We start from the raw sequence: 17,368 nt of genomic DNA on the forward strand, positions 1-17,368 counted from the left end.
TTATTGTGAAAAAAACAAAATCCCACATTTTAGGTAAAAATAAGTCAAAAGGCTCTTTTTTGATATTAGCACTAAATACTAAAAAAGAAAATCCCTAACTTAGCAATTATATTACATTCAGCATGAATTTGTAATGGGTTTGACATGTAAATAGAAAGTGGATTGTGTGAATACATAAAAGTGGACTATAAGAATACGTAAAAATACAGTGTTTGTTTTTATTAATCATTTAAGACGGAGTAAACTTTTAAATTTCTAGTTCTTTTGAAAAGGAGGAAATTATCATGAATAGAGTGTGGAAGAATCTAATTTCGGAAGAAAATATCGTGAAATGGAGAAGGCATTTCCATAAGTATCCGGAATTATCATTTCATGAAAAAGAAACTTCGCAATTTATATATGATACATTATGCTCATTTTCTTCTTTTGAAGTAACGAGACCGACGAAGTATAGTGTACTAGCAATTAAAAGAGGTGTGAAGCAAGGGAAAGTAATTGCGATTCGAGCTGATATAGACGCTTTGCCAATTCAAGAGGAGACAAGTAAATCTTATACATCTGTGAATAAAGGAATGATGCATGCATGTGGGCACGATGCTCACGCAGCTATTTTATTAAGTACAGCAGAGGTGTTATCAAATATAAAGGAAGATTTTGCAGGTGAGATTCGTCTATTCTTTCAGCACGCAGAAGAGGTGTATCCCGGTGGGGGACAAGAAATGGTTGAGGCAGGTGTAATGGACGGTGTTGATTATGTAATAGGTTTACATGTTATGTCAGGACTTGAGAGTGGAAAGATAGGAATTGCATATGGACCGATGATGGCAGCTCCAGACGTATTTACAGTTGAGATTCAAGGCAAAGGAGGACATGCGGCGCGACCAGAAGAAACGATAGATCCTATTGCTATCGGAGCACAGATTATTACAAATCTACAACATATCGTATCAAGAAATACAAGTGCTTTTATGCAAAGGGTTGTTTCAGTTACACAATTTCATGGGGGAACGGCTGACAATATTATTCCTAGTACAGCAACTTTAATGGGAACTGTTCGTTCATTTAATCAAGCATTGAGGGTGGAAGCAGAAGGGAAAATCGAGAAAATTGTGAAAGGAATTACAGAAGCACATGGAGGATCGTATACATATACGTATCGATATGGATATGATCCGGTTATTAATGATGAATATATTACGAAAATAGTAGAAGAAAGTGCACTACATTTGTTTGGGAATGAGCGTGTTGTGAAGCTTGAACCTTCTATGGGTGGAGAAGATTTTTCAGCATATTTAAGAAAAGCACCTGGTTGTTTCATTAAATTAGGAACAGGTAATGAAAATATATATACTTGTTATCCACATCATCATCCGAAATTTGACGTGGATGAATCAGCATTAATTTGTGGAGTGGAGCTATTTTTAGAGACGACTATAAGATTACTAAAATTATAGAAAAACAAAAAAAGGCAACTGCACTCTATTGCAGTTGCTTTTATTTCTTTCCGTCAGAGAGGGCTGAGAAAGAACTATGCTCATTCATAGTATATGAATAGCTAACGGACAAGCTTGTACATTTTAATCATTTTTTTAAAAATAGTTATTGACATTGATAATCAATGTCAATTAATCTAAATGTAGTTGAAATTGATAATTATTATCAATAGGATGGATGCGACATGTTAATGAGAAAGAATTTTCACCTTCTGCGGAGGGGATTAAAAGATAAAAATAAAGATGTTGATCAGCATATGGAATGGCAAAGAAATGTAATTCGGTCTGAATATGTAGATGAGAAGAAGAGCATTCAAACAGAAAAAGAGATACAAAGTAAAGGGAGAGGTTCAGTTGAGTAAGTTAGTAATGATTTTTGCAAGTATGAGTGGAAATACAGAGGAAATGGCTGACCATATTGCCGGCGTAATTCGTGAAACAGAAAATGAAATTGAAGTTATTGATATTATGGATTCACCAGAAGCTTCTATATTAGAACAGTATGATGGAATTATTTTAGGTGCATACACTTGGGGAGATGGCGATCTTCCTGATGATTTCTTAGATTTTTATGATGCAATGGATTCTATTGATTTAACTGGGAAAAAAGCGGCAGTATTCGGATCATGTGATTCGGCTTATCCGAAATACGGAGTGGCAGTTGACATTTTAATAGAAAAGCTACAAGAGCGCGGGGCAGCAGTTGTGTTAGAAGGACTAAAAGTAGAATTAACGCCAGAAGATGAAGATGTAGAAAAATGTTTACAGTTTGGAGCTGAATTTGTAAAACACCTTTCTTAATGGCAGAAGGGAGATGAAGAGCAAGTGCATGAGAAAATCTCAATCAAAACGATGACAGATTATCATTTGTATGATTTTATGCGTTGTCCGCATAAATTTTATTTTCGTCACATAAAAAGAAGAGAACCTTCTTCATTTGAATGGCAACAAATAGCACAAATGATTGTCAATCAAATTATTAACGAGTATTACACGCTACCTGCGGGTCAACAAACGAAAATTATACTTTTAATATTAATAGAAAAGTATTGGAAAAAAGTAAGGATTAATATGTTTGCTTCGAAGACGGAATACTATATTGTATTAGCGAAGCTAACGGATCACTTATTACAGTTCGTTGAAAAGGATGATAGTCAGACACCACCATTATTTTTATACGAGAAGTTTCAAACATATATGGAAGAGTTAGGTGTCCACATGTCATTGACATTTGAAGTTGGTGAGTGGAGTGCTGAGTCGTTTGTAATTAAAAAGTATGTTGTCGATGCAGATGAGGAAATGCTTGCTCTTTGTCAGAAGCTAATGACAGTATTCAGTTATAAAGCTTTCGGAGTTCTTCCAGGAAAAATTGAAGTTATTAATTTAATAGAAGGAACTAAGTATGAGTACATTCCGAAACAGGAAGATATTATAACTGGAATGGCTGATTTATCTAGAATGAAAGAAATGTTAGAGCAACCTGAGCATTATACAGAGCGTCATTTTCGTTCTGAGTGTATAAGTTGTGCGTTTCGTAGTGAATGCCAAGGGGAAGAAGTAAAGACAGAAGCGAAACAGAAGAAAAATATAGTTCATTAAAGGATGCAACTTTGCATCCTTTTTTGTTATTGACATGAAAAGCTTTTCATCATTTACGGTATATTTGTAGCAGATTTTAATAAAGTGAAACTTTAATCAGTGGGGGTTTTGTCAATCACCCACTGATTATCAGCCCTCATTAATCGGGCTACCCACAAATAGCAGAATAAAGGGAGGAATAATCAATGAAAGATGAAACAAAAGTATTTCAATGGTTAAAAGAACAAAATGCTCCTTTTGAAATTCAACTGCAAATTTTACAGGCGTTTCAATTGTATAAAGTTATTGTTGAAATGGATAAAAAGTTAATGATGTATGAGGAGAGAGTATATAGGGAGAGAATGTAATCTCATCCCTGTAATATCGTTTTTAGCTGTTCTGTGCCTGTAATGAATTCGAGTTCATTCTCTGACTCAAAATTATAAATAATATTATGTAGTAAAGGACTGTATTGATAAAAGGTAGTAATACGATGAATGAGTAATGGATCATGATGAGAAATAAGTGTACTGTACTGTTCATATACAGATGTAGTAAACTCATGTCCGAAATCATAATATAGTCCTGCAAAATCAAAAGCAGGATCGCCAATTTGCGCATCACCAAAATCGATAACACCTGAAATGCTTTTGTTATGCTTGTTAAATAAAATGTGATGATGAGTAAAATCAGCGTGAATGATTGTGTTTTGAAAAGTGGATGTAGCTAAACATGCAAAGAAATTTTCAAATAAGCGATTTAAGGCTAGTTTCTGTAATGAAGTAAGGCTAGTAGTGAGATATTGGTTTAATTTTGTTTGTAGCTCTTTCCAGTAGGTACATGTTTTTTCAATAGGGAAACATAGCGTTGTAACTTGGTGTAAAGGAATACTATGTAGTACCGCAAGGAAAGTAGCTAATTGTGTAATAATTGCTTTCAGCTTTGGATCCTCCAGCGTGGCAACTGTTTCTGTTTTTAATGGTTCACCATGAATGAGAGTATAGTAACTACAAAGAGGAACCTCATCAGATTCATTTTTATAAATTAGGTGATATTGTGGAACTTCGATTTCTTGTAGTGATTGAGTGAGAATTGCGCATAGTTCTTTTTCTAACGGAATTCGCATCGCATATTCCTGTTTTCGCGGGAAACGAAACAGTAGCTCATCATTTACTATAACTGCTACATTATCCCATCCTTCTTCATTTTGTTTATATGAATGTATAGAAAGATTAGGCAAAGCTTCTTTTATATAATGTTTGTAAGAGTCCATAATTGTTCCTCGTTTCTGAGTTAAGTTATTCTATTTTATGATATCAGAATTTTCTTTCTATACGTTAAAATATATCTATTATTATGAAGAAGGGCGGGAGTATTACGAAAAAAAGACTGTTAATCATTTCTCTATGTATCGCTTTTGTATTGTTTTGGTCATATAAAGAGGAGGTTTTTGCTACCTTTAAACCGATTGATCAGTACGAGTTAAATAAGGAGTTAAAGAACAAAAGTATAGAAAACTTAACTCATAATGAAATGAAAAAGGTAGGAGAGCATTTTGTGACCGAGCAACTATCAGTGTTTGGGTCTACTAATAAAGAAGATGTGAAACGAAAAGGTGAAGAACTATTTTTAAATAGAGGGTATGAACAATTAATGGGAAATTATTATCCAAATCGTTTTCAAGATTTAGAGTATAAATTTACAAACGAGGAGATACGTGAAGAGACCAATGAGAGTTTTCTTTATCAAGCTGTAGCGTACGTTGCGGGTACTGAAAATGGTAAGAGTAAGAGAAGCGAAATGAAATTGAATTATGAAGTGAAAATTGTAAAGGTTAATAATATATTTATGGTGCTAGAACAAAAGCAGTGCGTACAATAAAGGAAATTCATTGCTCAATAGAACATTTGAGGGTGTATTACTTAATGCGGAATAAAAAGACCCTTAAGGAATAAAGGGCCTTTAAAGATTTTCATTTTGTTGACCAAGTTCTTTTTGAGCAATATATAAATTCCCTTGCTCGACTTGTTTAAGAGTATGAACAGAATCTCCTGCATATCCTTTTTGTGTTTTAACAGTTCTTTTTGAACGATTGGAATCTTGTTTCTTCATATAATAGGCCACCTTTCATCAAAAATAAACGAAAATGATAAGTATGAGTAATACAGCAGCGAAAATGGTAATGCCCATTAAAAACGAAGTGTTTTTATATTTAGGTGGCTTATGTACATCTTGCCGATATCCAGGTGAAATTTCAGGGGCAAATTCTTCATCGAATGATTGCTTTTTTTCTTTGTCGTCCATATGTACCCACCTTTCTTTTTCATTATATTATACGTTACAAGAAAAAATATGCATAAAGAAAACAGCCGCTTTATTATTAGCGGCTGTTTTGTGTTGTATATTTTCGTTGTACTTGAAAGAGACGGATAAGTAGGAAGGCAGCGCCAAATGCTAGACCGATAATAAGACCGATCCAATAGCCTTTCGCGGCCCATTCTGTATACGTCGCTAATATGTAACCTAGTGGTAGACCTATTATCCAATAAGCAATTAAAGTCATAATTAGAGCAACATTTACATCTTTATAACCACGCAAAGCTCCTTGTACAGGGGTTGCAATTGCATCTGAAATTTGAAATAAAATTGCAAAGATAAGAAATTCTTTTGCTAAATGATGAACTTTTGCATCTGTCGTATAAATAGAAGCAATTTGATCATCAAAGAAGTAGAGAAGAATCGAATATAATAAAGCAAAGGCAAGGGCTAATCCAATTCCAATCAGTCCGTATTGTTTTGCATTATCGTAACGTTTTGCTCCAACTTCGAATCCAACCGCAATAGTCATTGCCATTGCTAAACTTAGCGGAGTCATATATAACAAGGAAGCAAAGTTCATAGCTGCTTGGTGAGCTGCAATAGTTGTCGTACTAAAATTACTCATCATGAGCGTTACCGCAGCGAAAATACTCGTTTCAAAAAAGATAGCAAATCCGATAGGGACGCCAAGTTTTAAGAATGCTATCCAACTCGAAAGAGAAGGTCGGTATAATTGTTTGAAAATGTTGAAAGAGGCAAAAGGCTCTTTCGTCTGAATAATAATGACTGTAATAATTAAAATGCACCAATATGTTGCAGTGGAAGCAATTGCTGCTCCGACACCACCGAGCTTTGGGAAACCGAAGTTACCAAAAATTAATAGGTAATTTAATATTACATTAATTGGTAATGATAATAATGTAATAATCATCGTTGTTCGAGTTTTTCCTAATGCATCAATAAATCCACGTAAAACAGTGTAAGTGAATAAAGGTATAATTCCTATTGCGATAATACTTAAAAATTGCGCTGCAATACGTTCCACAGGTTCTTCTAAGCGCATGCCATTTAAAATAGGTGAAACGACGAAAAAACCGATGAGGATAACAACGAAGCTAGCACAAATTGCTAAATAAACTGCTTGTATGACAACGTGGGGAACGTCCTCTTTTTTCTTGGATCCAACGAGCTGTGCAACAATGGGAGTAGTAGCCATTAAAATTCCTGTTAACCCCGTACTAACTGGAATCCATATACTTGTTCCAATTGCCACACCTGCTAAATCAGTTGGACTTGCATGTCCTGACATCGTTGTATCAAAAAAACTCATCGCAAATAATGACATTTGCGTTACGAAAATCGGAAAAAATAGTAATACAAATTGCTTTAACTTTTGTGAGAATGAAGTAGTTTCTTTCATAAAATCCCCTTTCCGTATAAAAAAACAAACTCTTACTATCATACAATTTAATCAAAGATTAGAAAAGAAATACGCGCCTATAACATATGAAGCCAATAAAAAAAGGATGCACTTTGAAAAGGGATAAGGTATTATGATAAGGTGTGAAAAAATTACATATTATTTGTTATTAAGGAGGCACTACTTGTGGCTGATTGGTTAATTGGTTTAATCATGGGTGCTGTTGAAGGGTTAACAGAGTTTCTACCAGTATCATCAACAGGACATATGATTTTAACAGGACATTTAATTGGATTTGACGATGAGAGAGCGAAAGTTTTTGAAGTTGTTATCCAATTGGGATCGATTTTAGCAGTTGTTGTTATATTTTGGAAGCGTCTATGGTCGTTAGTTGGAATAGGTAAAGTAACAGACGGACCATCGTTAAATTTATTACATATTATTATCGGGATGATTCCTGCCGGGGTACTTGGCGTATTATTCCATAGCACTATTAAAGAGGTTTTATTTGGTCCAGGACCAGTTGTTATTAGCTTAGTAGCCGGTGGTATTTTAATGATTGTTGCTGAGAAGTTTTCGAAACCAAGTACAGCAAGAACGTTAGATGAAATCACATATAAACAGGCATTTACAATTGGAATGTTCCAATGTTTAGCTCTTTGGCCAGGATTTTCTCGTTCTGGTTCTACAATAAGTGGTGGTTTATTAGCTCGCGTGTCGCATACAGCGGCAGCTGAATATACGTTCATTTTAGCAGTACCGATGATGGTAGCTGCAAGTGGCTTAGATTTAATTAAAAGCTGGGATGTATTAAGCTCAGCAGATATAACGCTATTTGTAACAGGATTTGTAACTGCATTCGTTGTTGCGATGCTTGCAATTGTTTCATTCTTGAAATTATTATCTCGTGTAAAACTAACACCGTTCGCTTATTATCGTTTCATTTTAGCTGCGGTATTCTATTTCTTCATTATGTAATAAAAAAACCTGCCGAGCTCGGCAGGTTTTTATTTTACTACTTTTTCCATCATGTTTTCCATTACATGTTCCCAAAGAGAAGTATCATCAGCTAATGTAGCACGGAAATTAGCATACATTTCTTTTTGTTTTTCTTCGAAAGTTGGATCTTCTTTTTCAGGTAATGTAGCGCGCATTGAAGTTACTAATTCTTGTACTTTTGGAGCGCGTGGTCCCCAAACAGCTTGTTCATTTCCATCTTTATCAATGAAAATAAAGATTGGAATCGCACGTGCTGTTCCATTTGTTAAATATTGATCCATTAATTCTAAGTTTTCATCGCGAATTAATAAACTCATATCAATATTTGCAACTTCAGAAATTCGTTTCATAACAGGTACGCATAAAAGAGCATCGCCACACCAATCAGCAGTTAATACGATAACACGCCAGCCATCATTTTGACGTTCTTCTAATACAGGAAGTAATTCATTTGGAATTAAAAAATTATTGTAAATGTGTAGTAGCTCGTATTGGTTTACTTGCATTTCATTCACATATGTATCAAAGGACATACCTTTATCAGCCCATTGTTGTAAGTTCATAATTAACACCTCTTTAGTAAGATTTGCTTTCATTGTACCAATTTTTATATAGAAAAGCTTGTATTCTTACTCTTTCTTGTCACTTAATAATTTATTTAATAGAAAAAAGAATAGTACGACACATAATTCAGTTAAGTTGGACATTTGTACGCTTTCTATCCAATCATCAGCAGTATGAATGACGAACCAATCTAGTGTAATTTCAATGAATGAGAAAAGAGTGAGAGAAATCCAATTTGACATATTTTGAGTCAATGGATATAGCAGCGCTTTGAAGAAACTGAAAATAAATAATGTAATACCATCTAAGAAAGTGATTAATAAAAAAAAGAGAAGTAAAGCAGTACGTGAACTATACGCTATACCTGTAATTTGAAAGATTCCTACATATACAAAAAATATAAATGTAAAAACTATAATGAGAAAAAGAGCAATAATACTAATGATAATTGTTTTATCTTTTAGGCTGAGATTTGAGAACCTATCCTCCTCATGCATTAAAATACCCCTTTTTCTGGAAGTTGACTTCATTTTATCATGAAATACATATTAAAAAACTACGAATTATGGGAAAATAAGGTGACAAAAAGTAAGATTTCATGTAAAATTATTAATAAGGTTTTTATTTAACTAAATGAAATAAAAGGAGCTGTCAATGTTGTCTCAAAATCGAGAGCAATTAATGGAAGAACTATCGACAAATGTGTTTGCTATGTTTCGCACGTTGCGTAATGATATCGGAAAAATATTTGGTGGTTACATACCGTGGAATGAATTCATCGTCCTAAGAATATTAAATCGTACGAATAAAGAAATGGTATCGCGTGTAGCAAATGAATTAAATGTGTCGAATAGTCATATTACAGCTGTTACAGAAAAATTAATTAATAAGGGTTTTGTAACTCGTTCACGTTCTACATCAGATCGCCGAGTTGTGTATTTAGAGATTACAGAACAAGGGAAAGATTTAGTTGCGAAAATGGAAGATGCGAAAAAACAATATTTACAAGAAAGATTCTCTGCACTTTCAGAAGATGAAATGAATGTAATGATTTCAATTTCCAAAAAACTTATTTAAGTGATTATAAACAAGAAAACGCTTACGTGATAAAATAGAAGGTCTTCCTTATAGATGGGAGATCTTCTTTCGTGTGTAATAGATGTTAATAAATAAAATGTGTATGAAAAAAGATAGAGCGCCATACTACTAATACAAGGAAGGAGGGAGAAATATGACGAATCGTAACGGTAGTAAAGGGAGCGGTAATCAAGGATCACCAAAGTCCGGCCAGTTTAATCAGGAATTTAGCACTGAATTTGAAACTGGTAATGATAATAAAGGGAAAGAATATCGTTCTAAAAAAGGGAGTAAATCAAAAAAGGAGTGAAATAATTCACTCCTTTTTTGATTTACGATGCTGCCGATTGATCCGTATTATATTTTTCTTCTGATTTTGCGACAATCATTGCGCAAATTGCATCACCAGAAATGTTTACAGCTGTTCTAGACATATCTAGAATACGGTCAATACCGATAATTAAAGCGATACCTTCTACTGGTAGATTTACTTGATTTAAAACCATTGTAAGCATTACAAGTCCAACACCAGGTACACCAGCAGTACCGATACTAGCTAGTACAGCAGTTAATACGACCATAGCTAATTGCGGTAATGTAAGTTCAACTCCGTATACTTGAGCGATAAATACAGTGGCTACTCCTTGCATAATGGCAGTACCATCCATATTAATAGTTGCCCCTAGTGGTTGTACAAATGAGCTTATCGCTTTTGGAACGCCAAGCTTATCTTGTGCTGTTTTCATTGCAAATGGAAGCGATGCATTAGAGCTAGATGTACTAAATCCAATTGCCATTACTGGTCCGAAATGTTTAAAGAAACGAACAATACTTTCTTTTGCTAATACCTTTAATAAGCCGCCATATACAAAGACCCCGTGAATAATGAGTACTAACATAACGACAATCATATACTTGAACATCGCAGTGACGCCTGCAAGCCCCATTTTACCAACGGATGAAGCGAGCAAACCGAATGTTCCAATTGGGGCTAATTTCATAACGAGATTAACAAGATACATCATTAATTCGTTGCCCTGTTCAAGTAATGAATGGATACCTTGAACTCGTTTTCCTAAAATAGCTATACCGAGTCCAATCAATACGGCAAAGGCAATGATTTGTAACATGTTTCCGTCAGCCATCGCTTTTGCTGGGTTATCTGGTACGATATTTAGCAATGTGTCGACGAAAGATGTTTCAGTTTTTGCACCTTCATACTTAAGACCTTCTGTTTTAAAATTACCGCCAGCTCCTGGTTTTATAATAAGTGCAAATGTAACCGCTATAGAGATGGCAACCGCAGTTGTTACGAGAAAGAATGAAATTGATTTTAAACCGATTCTTCCAAGTTGTTTCGGATCTCCAAGGCCGGCAGCACCAAGTACGATAGAAATGAACACAACAGGAACAACTAGCATTTTAATAAGTCGAATAAACAATTGACCAATTGGGTTGAACACATATTGATTTAGTGGCTCAAAGATAGATGGAGCAGCTAAATTTAGAGTGAGTCCAACAACTAGACCTAGAAATAATGCGATTAAGATTGCTTTTGTTTGTTTCAATAAAATCCCCCCTTTTGTTTTTGCGAAATTTCTTTCTAAAGTAATTATACCGAAAAAATACCTAATTTGACAATATTTTCTGAATTTTTCATTTTTGTTTAAGTGTAGATAGACCGATTTTGTGTTTGGAAAATAAAATAGACCATCACATAGGATGGTCAAGGGAAGGGGACAATTTATGTCAATTTAATTAGGGATGGAAGTTGCTTTAAGACACTGGGGAATGTCTTATAAATTAGGGAGGAACAACTTCGATACATATACTATAAAAGATAGGTGTGACTCTCATGTGAACATAGGGTGAAAGAGAGGGGGAGTTTTAAATAAAAGATAGAAAGACAAAAAAATAAGACCATCATATATAAGATGGTCAAGGAAGGGGACAATTTATGTCAATTTAATTAGGGATGGAAGCTGTTCAAAGACACTGGGGAATGTCTTATAAATTAGGGAGGAACAACTTCGATACATATACTATAAAAGGTAGATGTGACCTCTGTGTGAACATAGAGTGAAAGAGAGGGGGAGTTTTAAATAAAAGATAGAAAGACAAAAAAATAAGACCATCATATATAAGATGGTCAAGGAAGGGGACAATTTATGTCAATTTAATTAGGGATGGAAGCTGTTCAAAGACACTGGGGAATGTCTTATAAATTAGGGAGGAACAACTTCGATACATATACTATAAAAGGTGGATGTGACCTCTGTGTGAATATAGAGTGAAAGAGAGAGGGAGTTTTAAATAAAATGAAAATTTAATGAGTGTTTTTTGTTCATCCCCTGTTGATTATTAGCCTTAACCAATCGGGCGTTTATTGCCCACAAATAGCGGAATAAAAGATAGAGAAAACAAAAAAATAAGACCATCATTTATAAGATGGTCAAGGAAGGGGACAATTTATGTCAATTTAATTAGGGATGGAAGCTATTCAAAGACACTGGGGAATGTCTTATAAATTAGGGAGGAACAACTTCGATACATATACTATAAAAGATAGGTGTGACCTCTATGTGAACATAGAGTGAAAGATATGGGGATTTGAAAAATAGTACATATGAAATTGTTATTGCTAGCAATATTGAGTTAGGATATAGAGTTTTCCCAGCATAAAACGAAAAGGAATCTGAATATAAATAAAAGTTGTAATCTATGAAAAAAAGGATTATGCTCAACTATATTATGAGAATATAAGGTTTGTCCCAATTATTTAAGGGCTTTTAAAAAGCTTTTTATTGTATGAGGGGAAAGCTTCACTTTAATAAGGGAGTTAGTGATATGGACGTAACAAAAAAACAAGGGCTGTATAATCGTCTTATACGATTAAACCCACCACAAATATTAGCATTAGGCTTTTTCTGCTTAATTGTGGTTGGCGGTTTGTTATTAAAATTACCATTCGCAACGAAAGTACATATTAGTTGGGTAGATGCTTTCTTTACAGCAACGTCAGCAGCGACCGTAACTGGTTTGGGAGTAGTGGATACAGCAAGTACATTTACGATGTTTGGCGAAATTGTTATTATGTTTTTAATTCAAACAGGTGGTCTAGGTCTTATGACAATTGCCATTTTAATTGTTTGGGTACTAGGTAAAAAAATCGGATTACGCCATCGTTTATTAATTGGAGAAGCATTTAATCAAACAAATATAGGTGGTCTTGTAAAATTAGTAAAGCGTGTCTTTATATTTTCGATTTGTATTGAACTTATTGGGGTCATCTTTTTATCGTTTCGCTTTATTCCAGAGTTTGGTTTTGGAAAAGGTTTATATTATAGTATTTTTCATGTAATTGCATCTTATAATAATGCAGGATTTGCTTTATGGCCAGATAATTTAACAAGATATGTAGGGGATCCCATTATTAATATTGGGATTTGCTCTTTAATTGTAATTGGGGGACTCGGTTTTACCGTATTAATTGATATATGGTATAGCCGCAGTTTTCGAAAATTATCACTTCACTCAAAAATAATGATTATTGGAACAGTAGTGCTAAATGTTATAGCAATGATTGTAATTTTTGTATTGGAATATAATAATGTGAAGACGTTAGGGAATTTATCTTTAAATGAAAAACTATGGGCTTCCTTCTTTCAAGGTATTACTCCGCGGACAGCTGGATTTAATACGGTTGACTATGGAGGTATGGAAGAATCATCTATATTATTTACGATGATTTTAATGTTTATTGGTGCAGGAAGTGTATCGACAGGTGGAGGAATTAAATTAACGACGTTTGTTATCTTAATTACATCTGTCCTTTCTTTCTTTAGAAAAAAGGAGGAAATTGTTTTATTTCAGCGTACAATTAAAATGTCGACAGTAACGAGGGCCTTAGCGATTGCTGTTGCCAGTCAAATACTTATTTTAGCAGCGGTATTCATATTAATGCTTACAGAAAACTTCAGCTTTATTCAATTATTATTTGAGACAATATCAGCGTTTGGCACAGTCGGATTAACGATGGGAATTACTGCAAAGCTATCGGCATTCGGAAAATGTATTATTATGTTTGTTATGTTCTGCGGATTAATTGGACCATTAACACTTGTGTTCTCTTTAGCGCGACCAGCAAAACAAAAAATAAAATATCCATCGGAAGATGTGTTTACAGGATAAGGTATCCCGCGTTAAGCGAGATACCTTTTTCTTTTTTAGAACAGGGAGAACAATAGACCAATAAGTGCTACTCGGAATAAAATTGCGATAAGTGCAGCAATTCCACCGACAACTGCAGCGATACCGCCAGTTACAGTAGCTCCGCGATTATAAGCGTAAATACCGAGTAAAACAGAAACAAGACCAAATAGTGTTGGAAATGTAAATAGCGATAAGATAGATAGCGCAAGAGCGATAAAACCAGCAGTTGATCCAGCAGCGGACGATTTTACAACATCTTTATCGTCTTTATCATCGTAATCATAATCAATGCGTTGTGGTGCAACCTCAGCGGCGTACTCTTCTTTATAGTCACTATAATCACTATCTATTCTATCTTTTCTTTTATAATCATCAAATTTCTCAGTCAAAGTCATGACTCCTTTCATAACAAGGTTCAATAGTAGTATGTATCTCTTTTTCTTTTTTATCCCGCTATTTGTGGGAGTCGAGAAACGTGCACATCCCACTGATTAAAGTTTCACTATACCGGAGCATGTACAGGGAGTAGTATCTTTTAAAAGGAGGAAAATGTTTTCTTGAAATAGGAAAAGTTAGTATGACTTCCTCTATTTTGGAAAATATAAAAAGGAATAATGAGGAAAGGGTGCAATACATAATGGAACATCCAATTGAAAATTTAATGAAAACGGCAATGACAAATTTAAAAGAGATGGTAGATGTAAATACAATTGTTGGGAGCCCGGTTTCAACAGCTGACGGAAATGTAGTATTAACAGTATCTCAAGTGGCTTTTGGTTTTGGAGCTGGTGGAAGTGATTTTAAAGGGGATTTCATTACTGAAAAACATAACGGTGGGCAAAATCAGCATAAAGAGAACAAACAAGGGCATCCATTTGGAGGAGGAAGCGGGGCTGGGGTTTCCATTAGTCCAGTAGCTTTTTTAGTAGTTGGTTCTAATGGGGTGCAAGTATTACATCTCAACAGCAGTACACATTTAATTGAAAAGGCTTTAAATACTGTACCAAGCACTGTAGATAAATTTGTGAATGGTCGTCAAAAGTGAACTTGCATTTTTTAGGAATTATGATATATTAAAAAAAGTGCGCTTTAGGATGATCGGAATAATTGAAATGTAAATATATATGATGTGTGGAATAAGGGAGAGGAATTTATGATTAATATCAAAAACTTAGTAGTTGGCTTATTCATGTTAGTAAGCGGCTTTGTTGTATATGTAATAAAAGAAAAAGCTCCATTCTAAAACAGACAAACCGTTAATGTCTGTTTTTAATTTGCGGAAAAAAGTTGACAAGTTATTGTATTGGTGTTAGAATTTTAATTCGTGTCTCGGTTACAGCTAGTGTAAAGTAAATATCTCTTATGAATGCAATACGAAAAGTTTGCGAAAGATCGGGTAATTTTATCAACAACTTTTGTGAACAAACCCTATAAATTGTATTTGTAAGCTATATATGTATACTAGTGAATCAAGGAGCGGTCAGTGGAACCGTAATGATGAGAGAGAGGTAGGGCTTTCATCCAGTATATGTTACTTTCCCGTTAGGTGAATATAAAAAAGAGGACTCCTTTTAAAAGGAGTCCTCTTTCATTTTTTAAGTGCGACTTTCAACTTGTTGACAAATTTCATCAGTTGTTAAACCGTGAGCTGTAATGACTGATCCTTTAATTGATGTATCTGCAATGCCCATCACATTAGAATCTTGCCCAGTTACAACGCAACAATCACACCCTTGTGCATCCTGTTCTGAGTTAAGTGTAACAACTTCATGACCTTGTTGCTGAAGAGCTTGTTGAACGTCTGTTAATGAGTTTTCAACGCCAATTCTAGCCATAATTCTCACCTCCCTACCATCTAATTGCTAGTATGCTCAAGTTCACTGCATATATTTATGAAAAGACGGTAGGAAGTAAATCTTTGTTTAGTCGTTATATACGCCAGTAAGCATTTGACTAACGAATTGATCGTTTAATAATGTATCTTGTGCTGAAGAAGTATTTGAATGGATGTCGATTGAAGCAATAAAATGATTATGTTCTTGCGTATTTGGTTCTACCTCTACGTAATTATCGAATTTACAAAAACCTTTCGTATCCATTAGATCAAATAATTGCAGCATTTCTACTACCTCTTGTCTCGTTCCTTTAATTTGTACACACGCCATATTTATTTCCTCCTTCATTTTGACAAATTGTTTTTTAAAAATAGGATTATGATTACGAAATGAAAAATATGAATGTTATTTTTAGACAGCGCTATTTTTGTTATTTTCCCCCTTTTTCAGCAAAAGTCGTTATATATTTCCGGATTTATAAAATCGGACGTCCGTTTATTGAATACAATAGATTCGTATCAATTGATGAAAATCCTTCTTTTAAACAAATATTTTTTTAGTGGAAATTGGCGAAAAAAATTTTTTGACTTTTTGTAAACGTTAACAATGTTGTTAAATCAGTATAAGTAAAGAAGTACGTATGATTAAAAATTATAAATTTTCTAAAAATTCACTTGATTTATTTAGAAAGGAGAGTAAACTAGGAAACAATAAAAAATTCATAGAACATAGGAGGCGCTTCTAGTGAATGAGCAATGGATTTTCTTAAATGGAGAATTTGTTCCAAAAGATGAGGCAAAAGTTTCAGTATATGATCATGGCTATTTATATGGCGATGGAGTGTTTGAAGGAATTAGAGTTTATAGCGGTAATGTTTTCCGTTTGAGAGAGCATCTTGTCCGGTTGTATGAATCAGCAAAATCAATCCTTTTAGAAATTCCATATTCATTAGATGAAGTAACAAATATTGTTGTTGAGACGATTCGACAAAATAAATTATCTAATGGATACATTCGCCTTGTTGTATCAAGAGGAGCAGGAAATCTTGGATTGGATCCCGATTCATGTAAGAAGCCGAATGTAGTAGTAATTGCAGAACAATTATCTTTATTCCCACAAGAATATTATGAGAAAGGGATTCCAGTTGTAACAGTTGCAACGCGCCGAAATCGTCCCGATGTTTTATCCCCTCAAGTAAAATCTTTAAATTACTTAAACAATATTTTAGTTCGTATTGAAGCGAAATTAGCTGGAGTACAAGAAGCGCTTATGTTAAATGATCAAGGATATGTAGCTGAAGGATCAGGAGATAACGTGTTTATTGTTAAAGGAAATAAATTAATTACACCACCAAGTTCTGCTGGAGCGTTAGAAGGTATTACACGAAACGCCATTTTAGAAATCGGCGAAAAACTTGGGTATGACGTAAGAGAAGAGTTATTTACAAGACATGATGTATATGTAGCTGATGAAGTGTTTTTAACAGGAACAGCTGCTGAAGTGATTGCTGTTACGACAGTAGATGGTAGAACGATTGGCTTAGGGCAAACAGGTCCACATACGAACCGTTTATTAGAAGAGTTTCGTAAGTTAGTTGTAGAAGATGGAGAGAAAATTTACGAAGAAAATAAAGTTGGATAACAACTTTTTTAACATAAGAAAGCGTTGATAGGGAGGAGTAGTTGATTGTGAAGCCTCACAGAGAGTCGGTGGTTGCTGAAAACCGATGGTTCACGTCGACGAACATCGCCCTTGAGTGCTAAGCTAAAGCATTTGTCTAGGCTTAGACGGTAGCTCCGTTATTAGCTAGATCCATTTATGGATCACTGAGGCAAGAGTATTCTTGCAAAGAAGGGTGGTACCGCGAAATC

At 34.4% G+C, this 17,368-nt stretch carries 23 protein-coding genes and 1 other annotated feature (1 of these 24 only partly in view); of the genes, 13 read left to right on the plus strand and 10 right to left on the minus strand.

The window, feature by feature from the left end:
* The first annotated feature begins 284 nt into the window (after positions 1-284).
* The 5 genes from amaA (at position 285) to NST90_RS06905 (ending at position 3,439) form a co-directional block, all read left to right on the plus strand.
* On the plus strand, positions 285-1,454 hold the full coding sequence (amaA, locus tag NST90_RS06885; protein ID WP_006928846.1) for an N-acyl-aliphatic-L-amino acid amidohydrolase: 1,170 nt from the start codon (positions 285-287) through the stop codon (positions 1,452-1,454).
* A gap of 224 nt (positions 1,455-1,678) precedes the next feature.
* Positions 1,679-1,855: a hypothetical protein gene (locus tag NST90_RS06890; protein ID WP_000929023.1), complete on the plus strand. Its 177-nt coding sequence runs from the start codon at positions 1,679-1,681 to the stop codon at positions 1,853-1,855.
* On the plus strand, positions 1,848-2,294 hold the full coding sequence (locus NST90_RS06895) for a flavodoxin (protein WP_000041153.1): 447 nt from the start codon (positions 1,848-1,850) through the stop codon (positions 2,292-2,294). Before NST90_RS06890 ends, NST90_RS06895 begins: the two co-directional genes overlap by 8 nt.
* Positions 2,295-2,318: 24 nt before the next feature.
* A complete protein-coding gene (locus tag NST90_RS06900) occupies positions 2,319-3,092 on the plus strand; it encodes a hypothetical protein (RefSeq protein WP_025710313.1) in 774 nt (257 codons plus the stop codon).
* A 185-nt stretch (positions 3,093-3,277) separates the two neighbouring features.
* Positions 3,278-3,439 (plus strand): hypothetical protein, encoded by a 162-nt coding sequence (locus NST90_RS06905; protein WP_000651086.1) that lies wholly within the window; start codon positions 3,278-3,280, stop codon positions 3,437-3,439.
* 2 nt (positions 3,440-3,441) lie between these two features.
* On the opposite strand, the gene NST90_RS06910 is transcribed toward NST90_RS06905, so the two are convergent.
* A complete protein-coding gene (locus NST90_RS06910) occupies positions 3,442-4,344 on the minus strand; it encodes an aminoglycoside phosphotransferase family protein (protein WP_000378982.1) in 903 nt (300 codons plus the stop codon).
* An 83-nt stretch (positions 4,345-4,427) separates the two neighbouring features.
* Between NST90_RS06910 and NST90_RS06915 the strand changes: the two genes are divergently transcribed.
* Positions 4,428-4,952, plus strand: a complete 525-nt coding sequence (locus NST90_RS06915) for a hypothetical protein (RefSeq protein WP_025710314.1) — start codon at positions 4,428-4,430, stop codon at positions 4,950-4,952.
* Positions 4,953-5,033: 81 nt separating this feature from the next.
* Here NST90_RS06915 and NST90_RS06920 read toward each other — a convergent pair whose 3' ends face one another.
* The 3 genes from NST90_RS06920 to NST90_RS06930 form a co-directional block, all read right to left on the minus strand.
* Positions 5,034-5,183 carry a hypothetical protein gene (locus NST90_RS06920; protein WP_000743742.1) on the minus strand — a complete coding sequence of 50 codons (150 nt, stop codon included), beginning with the start codon at positions 5,181-5,183 and terminating at the stop codon, positions 5,034-5,036.
* 18 nt (positions 5,184-5,201) lie between these two features.
* Positions 5,202-5,375 carry a hypothetical protein gene (locus NST90_RS06925; protein ID WP_000341062.1) on the minus strand — a complete coding sequence of 58 codons (174 nt, stop codon included), beginning with the start codon at positions 5,373-5,375 and terminating at the stop codon, positions 5,202-5,204.
* Positions 5,376-5,451: 76 nt separating this feature from the next.
* Complete coding sequence (locus tag NST90_RS06930; RefSeq protein ID WP_000665546.1) at positions 5,452-6,810, minus strand: MATE family efflux transporter; 1,359 nt, start codon at positions 6,808-6,810, stop codon at positions 5,452-5,454.
* Positions 6,811-6,996: 186 nt separating this feature from the next.
* Here NST90_RS06930 and uppP point away from each other — a divergent pair, with 186 nt between their 5' ends.
* Positions 6,997-7,788, plus strand: a complete 792-nt coding sequence (uppP, locus tag NST90_RS06935; RefSeq protein ID WP_000796256.1) for a bacitracin resistance undecaprenyl-diphosphatase — start codon at positions 6,997-6,999, stop codon at positions 7,786-7,788.
* Positions 7,789-7,817: 29 nt separating this feature from the next.
* Here uppP and NST90_RS06940 read toward each other — a convergent pair whose 3' ends face one another.
* Complete coding sequence (locus NST90_RS06940; RefSeq protein ID WP_002023667.1) at positions 7,818-8,405, minus strand: thioredoxin family protein; 588 nt, start codon at positions 8,403-8,405, stop codon at positions 7,818-7,820.
* Between the two features lie 33 nt (positions 8,406-8,438).
* On the minus strand, positions 8,439-8,870 hold the full coding sequence (locus NST90_RS06945; protein WP_000544069.1) for a regulatory YrvL family protein: 432 nt from the start codon (positions 8,868-8,870) through the stop codon (positions 8,439-8,441).
* Positions 8,871-9,030: 160 nt separating this feature from the next.
* Between NST90_RS06945 and NST90_RS06950 the strand changes: the two genes are divergently transcribed.
* Entirely contained in the window at positions 9,031-9,450 is a 420-nt protein-coding gene (locus NST90_RS06950; RefSeq protein WP_000081432.1) for a MarR family transcriptional regulator, read from the plus strand.
* Positions 9,451-9,604: 154 nt separating this feature from the next.
* Positions 9,605-9,760: a hypothetical protein gene (locus NST90_RS06955; protein ID WP_000184928.1), complete on the plus strand. Its 156-nt coding sequence runs from the start codon at positions 9,605-9,607 to the stop codon at positions 9,758-9,760.
* Between the two features lie 22 nt (positions 9,761-9,782).
* On the opposite strand, the gene NST90_RS06960 is transcribed toward NST90_RS06955, so the two are convergent.
* Complete coding sequence (locus tag NST90_RS06960) at positions 9,783-11,018, minus strand: dicarboxylate/amino acid:cation symporter (RefSeq protein WP_283748222.1); 1,236 nt, start codon at positions 11,016-11,018, stop codon at positions 9,783-9,785.
* 1,279 nt (positions 11,019-12,297) lie between these two features.
* On the opposite strand from NST90_RS06960, the gene NST90_RS06965 reads away from it, so the two are divergent.
* Entirely contained in the window at positions 12,298-13,641 is a 1,344-nt protein-coding gene (locus tag NST90_RS06965) for a TrkH family potassium uptake protein (RefSeq protein ID WP_000383526.1), read from the plus strand.
* 35 nt (positions 13,642-13,676) lie between these two features.
* Here the strand turns inward: NST90_RS06965 and NST90_RS06970 are convergent, their stop codons facing one another.
* A complete protein-coding gene (locus tag NST90_RS06970; RefSeq protein WP_000136541.1) occupies positions 13,677-14,051 on the minus strand; it encodes a hypothetical protein in 375 nt (124 codons plus the stop codon).
* 188 nt (positions 14,052-14,239) lie between these two features.
* On the opposite strand from NST90_RS06970, the gene ytfJ reads away from it, so the two are divergent.
* Positions 14,240-14,707 carry a GerW family sporulation protein gene (gene ytfJ, locus NST90_RS06975; protein WP_000204234.1) on the plus strand — a complete coding sequence of 156 codons (468 nt, stop codon included), beginning with the start codon at positions 14,240-14,242 and terminating at the stop codon, positions 14,705-14,707.
* A gap of 108 nt (positions 14,708-14,815) precedes the next feature.
* Complete coding sequence (locus NST90_RS06980) at positions 14,816-14,905, plus strand: hypothetical protein (RefSeq protein ID WP_000608227.1); 90 nt, start codon at positions 14,816-14,818, stop codon at positions 14,903-14,905.
* 352 nt (positions 14,906-15,257) lie between these two features.
* Here NST90_RS06980 and NST90_RS06985 read toward each other — a convergent pair whose 3' ends face one another.
* Together NST90_RS06985 and NST90_RS06990 are read right to left on the minus strand one after the other, a co-directional pair.
* Positions 15,258-15,497: a YkuS family protein gene (locus tag NST90_RS06985; protein WP_000101022.1), complete on the minus strand. Its 240-nt coding sequence runs from the start codon at positions 15,495-15,497 to the stop codon at positions 15,258-15,260.
* Positions 15,498-15,584: 87 nt separating this feature from the next.
* Positions 15,585-15,827: a DUF3911 family protein gene (locus NST90_RS06990; RefSeq protein WP_000752513.1), complete on the minus strand. Its 243-nt coding sequence runs from the start codon at positions 15,825-15,827 to the stop codon at positions 15,585-15,587.
* A 414-nt stretch (positions 15,828-16,241) separates the two neighbouring features.
* Between NST90_RS06990 and ilvE the strand changes: the two genes are divergently transcribed.
* Positions 16,242-17,138, plus strand: coding sequence for a branched-chain-amino-acid transaminase (ilvE, locus tag NST90_RS06995; RefSeq protein WP_001005486.1), 897 nt, complete (start codon positions 16,242-16,244; stop codon positions 17,136-17,138).
* A 15-nt stretch (positions 17,139-17,153) separates the two neighbouring features.
* Positions 17,154-17,368 (plus strand) — a binding site (T-box leader); it runs 13 nt beyond the window's last position.

The organism is Bacillus sp. FSL E2-8900, assembly GCF_037966225.1.
GTDB classification, from domain to species: domain Bacteria; phylum Bacillota; class Bacilli; order Bacillales; family Bacillaceae_G; genus Bacillus_A; species Bacillus_A cereus.

Bases quoted from the DNA above. Each gene is read 5' to 3' on its own strand.
- amaA (WP_006928846.1), top strand. From the start codon at position 285: ATGAATAGAGTGTGGAAGAATCTAATTTCGGAAGAAAATATCGTGAAA.
- NST90_RS06890 (WP_000929023.1), top strand. From the start codon at position 1,679: ATGTTAATGAGAAAGAATTTTCACCTTCTGCGGAGGGGATTAAAAGAT.
- NST90_RS06905 (WP_000651086.1), top strand. From the start codon at position 3,278: ATGAAAGATGAAACAAAAGTATTTCAATGGTTAAAAGAACAAAATGCT.
- NST90_RS06910 (WP_000378982.1), bottom strand. From the start codon at position 4,344: ATGGACTCTTACAAACATTATATAAAAGAAGCTTTGCCTAATCTTTCT.
- NST90_RS06915 (WP_025710314.1), top strand. From the start codon at position 4,428: ATGAAGAAGGGCGGGAGTATTACGAAAAAAAGACTGTTAATCATTTCT.
- NST90_RS06920 (WP_000743742.1), bottom strand. From the start codon at position 5,183: ATGAAGAAACAAGATTCCAATCGTTCAAAAAGAACTGTTAAAACACAA.
- NST90_RS06925 (WP_000341062.1), bottom strand. From the start codon at position 5,375: ATGGACGACAAAGAAAAAAAGCAATCATTCGATGAAGAATTTGCCCCT.
- NST90_RS06930 (WP_000665546.1), bottom strand. From the start codon at position 6,810: ATGAAAGAAACTACTTCATTCTCACAAAAGTTAAAGCAATTTGTATTA.
- NST90_RS06940 (WP_002023667.1), bottom strand. From the start codon at position 8,405: ATGAAAGCAAATCTTACTAAAGAGGTGTTAATTATGAACTTACAACAA.
- NST90_RS06945 (WP_000544069.1), bottom strand. From the start codon at position 8,870: ATGCATGAGGAGGATAGGTTCTCAAATCTCAGCCTAAAAGATAAAACA.
- NST90_RS06955 (WP_000184928.1), top strand. From the start codon at position 9,605: ATGACGAATCGTAACGGTAGTAAAGGGAGCGGTAATCAAGGATCACCA.
- NST90_RS06965 (WP_000383526.1), top strand. From the start codon at position 12,298: ATGGACGTAACAAAAAAACAAGGGCTGTATAATCGTCTTATACGATTA.
- ytfJ (WP_000204234.1), top strand. From the start codon at position 14,240: ATGACTTCCTCTATTTTGGAAAATATAAAAAGGAATAATGAGGAAAGG.
- NST90_RS06980 (WP_000608227.1), top strand. From the start codon at position 14,816: ATGATTAATATCAAAAACTTAGTAGTTGGCTTATTCATGTTAGTAAGC.
- NST90_RS06985 (WP_000101022.1), bottom strand. From the start codon at position 15,497: ATGGCTAGAATTGGCGTTGAAAACTCATTAACAGACGTTCAACAAGCT.
- NST90_RS06990 (WP_000752513.1), bottom strand. From the start codon at position 15,827: ATGGCGTGTGTACAAATTAAAGGAACGAGACAAGAGGTAGTAGAAATG.